We start from the raw sequence: 508 nt of genomic DNA on the forward strand, positions 1-508 counted from the left end.
TCGAGCTGCCAGCTCGCGACAGGACAGGTTTTCGGCCGCGAGGCGGTGCAGCACTTCCAGCTTGAACTCACACGTGTATCGACCGCGCTGACGAGTAAGGCCGGCACTGCCGTGATGCTGATATGCCCCGACCCATTTCCTAACTTGGCTGTCAGCGATGTCAAACTTGGCGGCCAGGAGCTTGTATCCCCCTTTGCCAGAGAGATACTCCCGGACCACCTTCCGTTTGAACTTGACGTCGAACGTCCTCATAAAACCTCCAAGGTTGTGTCCAACTCCTGGGGGTCAGTTCAAAACCGGGGCGATTCAGGAAAACGGAGTAAGTTGGCCGATTACTTCCCTTTCCATCAGCAAAAATAGACTGGAAGCAATGGGATGGACTCCTCCTCCCCGAAAGGGCACCGTGGTGCCACACTGGAGTTTCCACACAACCAGTCGTGAAAGAAGGATTCCACCATGAAGCTTATTCGCGTTGGGGTCGATTTGGCAAAGAATGTCTTCCAAGTCC

Annotated in this window: 2 protein-coding genes; both read right to left on the reverse strand. The window is 54.5% G+C overall.

Features of this window, described 5'->3' with window-relative positions:
• Positions 1–252: helix-turn-helix domain-containing protein (locus JK635_RS29395; RefSeq protein ID WP_202656458.1), on the reverse strand; the 252-nt coding region annotated here is incomplete at its 3' end.
• 54 nt (positions 253–306) lie between these two features.
• The coding region (locus JK635_RS29400; protein WP_235888364.1) for a hypothetical protein at positions 307–508 on the reverse strand (202 nt) is incomplete at its 5' end.

It is taken from the genome of Neobacillus paridis, from assembly GCF_016765675.1.
Classification (GTDB): Bacteria; Bacillota; Bacilli; order Bacillales; family Cytobacillaceae; genus Neobacillus; species Neobacillus paridis.